This is a genomic window from Pseudomonas spartinae, from assembly GCF_965197125.1.
GTDB lineage: Bacteria > Pseudomonadota > Gammaproteobacteria > Pseudomonadales > Pseudomonadaceae > Aquipseudomonas > Aquipseudomonas composti_A.
On record NZ_CBDAMB010000024.1, the window covers coordinates 1 to 4,204 of the forward strand.

The 4,204-nt window shown below is 58.8% G+C and carries 4 protein-coding genes; 3 read left to right on the plus strand and 1 reads right to left on the minus strand.

Annotated elements, in window-relative coordinates; translation table 11 throughout:
* Positions 1-300 precede the first annotated feature (300 nt).
* The 3 genes from ACN8M7_RS25800 (at position 301) to ACN8M7_RS25810 (ending at position 3,743) form a co-directional block, all read left to right on the plus strand.
* Positions 301-2,028 carry an ATP-dependent nuclease gene (locus ACN8M7_RS25800; protein WP_004374677.1) on the plus strand — a complete coding sequence of 576 codons (1,728 nt, stop codon included), beginning with the start codon at positions 301-303 and terminating at the stop codon, positions 2,026-2,028.
* Positions 2,018-3,445, plus strand: a complete 1,428-nt coding sequence (locus ACN8M7_RS25805; protein WP_282340285.1) for a UvrD-helicase domain-containing protein — start codon at positions 2,018-2,020, stop codon at positions 3,443-3,445. The genes ACN8M7_RS25800 and ACN8M7_RS25805 overlap by 11 nt, the downstream gene beginning before the upstream one ends.
* Positions 3,446-3,542: 97 nt before the next feature.
* Positions 3,543-3,743, plus strand: a complete 201-nt coding sequence (locus ACN8M7_RS25810) for a heavy-metal-associated domain-containing protein (protein ID WP_280066449.1) — start codon at positions 3,543-3,545, stop codon at positions 3,741-3,743.
* Between the two features lie 19 nt (positions 3,744-3,762).
* Here ACN8M7_RS25810 and ACN8M7_RS25815 read toward each other — a convergent pair whose 3' ends face one another.
* A complete protein-coding gene (locus ACN8M7_RS25815; protein ID WP_282340292.1) occupies positions 3,763-4,077 on the minus strand; it encodes a hypothetical protein in 315 nt (104 codons plus the stop codon).
* Positions 4,078-4,204: the final 127 nt, after the last annotated feature.

Sequence of the window (4,204 nt, forward strand, 5' to 3'; positions counted from 1 at the left end):
AGCGGGGCTGCTGTACCCGCTGACGGGGCATCTTCTGTCGCCCTTGATTGCTGCGCTGGCGATGAGTGTCAGCTCGGCGTCGGTGGTCTTCAATGCTCTGAGGTTGAAATCAACGGACATCGGATAGGCTTCCATACCACCGACCAGGTGATTATTCAGAAGCGCATCTGACCGGAAAATGCCGTACGGTAGTTTCCGGTCCGACCTATCTGTCGCAACACATAGTGACGAGGTGACGTTCGATGGACTGTTGCCGCTGCGGGTAGGAGACTGGTCGTCGTTAACCCATGAGGACTCTCCGTGGCCCGCATTCGCAGACTGATTATCAGCAACTTCCGATCTATCCAGGCGCTCGACTGGGTGCCGGCCCCAGGAATTAACTGCCTCATAGGTCCTGGCGATAGTGGAAAGTCCAGCATTCTAGATGCGATTGACCTTTGCGTCGGCGCCCGCCGAGGCGGCACGTTCGGCGACATGGACTTCTTCGCATTAAACGTCGATGTACCCATCACCATCAGCGTGGCGCTTGGCGATCTGCCGTTATCGCTGATGGATATTGATGTCTACGGCGAGTTCTTGCGTGGATTCCATCCCGGTACGGGGGAAGTCGAAGACGAACCGCGAGCGGGGCTGGAGACCGTCATCACCTTGCGTCTGCAAGTTGGTGCCGATTTGGAGCCTGTTTGGACACTTTTCTCCGAGCGCGCGGAGCAGCAGCAACTTGAACGCACTCTTCCCTGGAAAGAACGAGCGGCACTAGCGCCCGCCCGTATCGGCAGCTTTGCGAGCTCGAACCTGTCGTGGAGTCGTGGCTCAGTGCTCAATCGACTTACCGATGAGCGCGCCGAGCTTGGTGCTGAACTGGCGCGCGCCGCTAGGCAAGCAAGAGCGAACTTTGGCAATCAAGCAGCCGAACATCTGACCCAGACGCTTGAGGTCGTGCAACGCACAGCACAGCATCTTGGCGTTTCGGTCGGGGCTATGCCTCAGGCGCTCCTTGACGCACATTCTGTGTCGATTGGCGAGGGGGCGATCGCGCTGCACAGTGAAACAGGTATTCCGCTGCGCTCCCTTGGCACGGGCTCGTCACGCTTGCTAGTGGCAGGGCTTCAAAGGGCTGCGGCCAGCGCCGCGCCAATTGCCCTGGTTGATGAGGTGGAATACGGGCTTGAACCTCATCGGCTCATGCGATTCCTGGACTCGCTGGGTGCAAAGGACGCTGCCGCTCCGTTGCAAGTGTTCATGACGACGCACTCGCCGGTCGCGCTGCGCGAGCTGTCCGGCAGCCAGTTATTCGTTGTTCGGTCAGCACCTCAGCGCCACAGTGTTATGCCAGCTGGGGAAGCCAACGAGGTACAAAGTACCCTTCGGAAGGACCCCGAAGCATTCCTCGCCAAATCCATCATCGTTTGCGAGGGGGCCAGCGAGGTTGGCTTCGCGCGTGGCCTTGACCAATGGTGGGTCAGTCTTGGCGCTACCTCATTCCTGGCCCATGGCGGCGCGTATGTGGACGCCGGCGGGGGAAGCCCCGATAACAGTCTTATCCGGGGAACAGCACTTCTGAACTTGGGTTACCGCGTGATGGTTTTTGTAGATGCCGACAAGCCTTCGACCGCGGGGCTCGCTGAAGCATTCTTGGCCGCCGGCGGGCAAATTCTTACATGGCGACCAGGCCTCACGTTGGAGGACGAGATCTTCCGCCATCTCAGTGAGCAAGCACTCGATGCACTTCTGGCGAAAGCCGAAACAATAGTGGGTGCAGAGCTGATGAACGCACACATTCAGACGAAGTCCCAAGGCCGCGTGACGCTGAACGATATCCGAGCCAAGCGACTCGTGGATGGGTACTCACCTGAGAGACGAGAGCTGCTGGGAACCGCATCCCGTATCCGCAACAGCGGCTGGTTCAAGTCTCTGACAACCTATCAGGAGGTTGCAAGGGACATCGTCGGTCCGTCTTTACAGAACGCCGAACCGGGCTTCATGGCAGTCACGAATCAGCTCTGGACGTTTACAAGTGCCCCCTGAGATTGATCTTTTCGCTATCGAGCGTGGCTCCATAACGGCCCCCGCAGGTTGTGGAAAAACGCAATTGATTGCCGAGACGCTCATCGCGCATACGCAGAGCAAACCCATCCTCGTCCTGACACATACGAACGCCGGCGTTGCGGCCTTACGGGCGCGCCTGAGACGAGCCGGTGTTCCTAACTCCGCATATCGAGTCTCCACCATTGACGGATTCTCGATGCGCCTGATCGCTAAGTTCCCAGCGCGAAGCGGCCATAACCCGCAGATCCTACAGCTGCATCAACCCAATACTGACTACCCGGCAATTCGGGAGGCCGCCATGCAGTTGTTGCAGGCCGGTCACCTCGCTCAGCCCCTTCGCGCCACCTATGCACGGTTGCTTGTCGACGAGTACCAAGACTGCAACGTCGTCCAGCACGCCATCGTGTCTCGTTTGGCCCAGGTGCTTCCGACCTGCGTGCTCGGTGACCCGATGCAAGCCATATTCAGCTTCCGTGGCAATCGACTGGTGCATTGGGCGAATGAGGTGCAACCCCTGTTTCCCGCAGCGGGAGAGTTGAGGATACCGTGGCGCTGGCGGCTGGCTGGAGCTGAGAACCTCGGGCAGTGGCTGCTCGCCATAAGGCAACAACTTCAAGCTGGTCAGCCGGTGGATCTGCGCACGGCTCCAGCAGAAGTGCGTTGGGTGCAGCTAAACGCCGGAACCGAAGTTCAGCAGCGACTGGTGGCCGCGAGAACCGAAGCTCCCAACGCTCAGGGTAGCGTCCTCATCATCGGGGACTCCATCAACGTGCAAGGTCGCCATCAGCTCACGAGCCAGACACCCGGTGCCATGGCCGTAGAAGCCGTCGACCTGAGAGATCTCGTCAACTTCGCCAGGAACTTTGACTTGCAGGGTGCCAATGCTCTGGCACAACTTGTGGAGTTTGCTTCCAGCGTAATGACGGGGGTAGGTGCAGCAAACCTGCGAACGCGCGTGGAGTCGCTGCGTGCAGGAAGGGCCCGAACGCCTCCGACCGCGGCCGAGGCTGCGGCGATCGATTTCGTAGCAGCGCCAACATTGGGGCAAGCGCTCCGTGTGATCGATACGCTCGCTGAGCAGCACGGGGCACGTGTATACCGACCGGAGGTTCTGTACTGCTGCCGGTCTGCAATGCAAGCGGTGGTGGGAGGTGCTGCCGACTTTCTGAGTGCAGCCATTCAAGCGCGAGAGCGCAATAGACACCTTGCCCGACCGATCGCAAGACGCTCTGTAGGCAGCACATTACTTCTCAAGGGGCTGGAGGCGGATGTCTCGGTTGTCCTGCATCCTGAGCTTATGACCCCCCAGAATCTATACGTCGCACTGACGAGGGGCGCAAGGCATGTCGTGGTGTGTTCACCAACCCCCATCCTTACGCCCGTGGTAAACGGCTGATCCTTTTGTAGCGCTTACGGGCTTGACCTTGCCATCGTGTCAAGGTCGATGCTGTCCGTGCGGTAACTTGAGCCGCGGACGAAATGAGGTGAAAGACATGTTTAGTCTGAGTGTTGCGGGGATGGGCTGTGGCAGTTGCGTGAGCAAAATCACGAAGGCCATTCAAGCTCTGGATCAGGATGCACGAGTAGAAGTGGATCGAGCGGCCGGCAAGGTCACCGTTGAGAGCACAGAAAGTGCCGAATCGATCCGCGAGCTGATCCAGGAGCTTGGTTATGCGGCCCAGGTCAGCGCTTGAGCGCTGGCCTGCCGACCGACTAAATCTCCAGTTCTGAGAGCTCTTTTAGCCCTGGGATACTGGTGACCTCGTTGGTCATACCTTCTGAACCATCTCGGCCGCGAAGCCAGTTTGAGTGATCGCCTGGCTCGCGCATTTCCAGCGTGTCATAGGAGTACCGCTTGCGCTTGAACAGGCTTTTCAATGCAGCGAACTCGTGGATTTTTTCGTCTTCTATGCCGACGACTTCTCCTGCAAGCCGCTCCCAGTGGCCAACGCCGTCGGCCAGCATTGCCTGATAGGTCTCCGGGTCAAGCAAGGCTTGCTGTTTGAAATGCATGATGCGGTGAGTCATAGCGCTCGGAGTGGCCAAAGAGAGAGCGCTAGCCTAAAGGTTCCGGGTCATTCGTGTAATAGCTGGCCGCGCTTTAGCAAACCGTCGTTGACCCACAACTTCAACCAGGTCGCGGCTTGCAAGGGAG

What these genes read in the sequence shown, in the direction of transcription:
- ACN8M7_RS25815 (WP_282340292.1), bottom strand. Translation starts at nt 4,077, where the DNA reads ATGACTCACCGCATCATGCATTTCAAACAGCAAGCCTTGCTTGACCCG.
- ACN8M7_RS25810 (WP_280066449.1), top strand. Translation starts at nt 3,543, where the DNA reads ATGTTTAGTCTGAGTGTTGCGGGGATGGGCTGTGGCAGTTGCGTGAGC.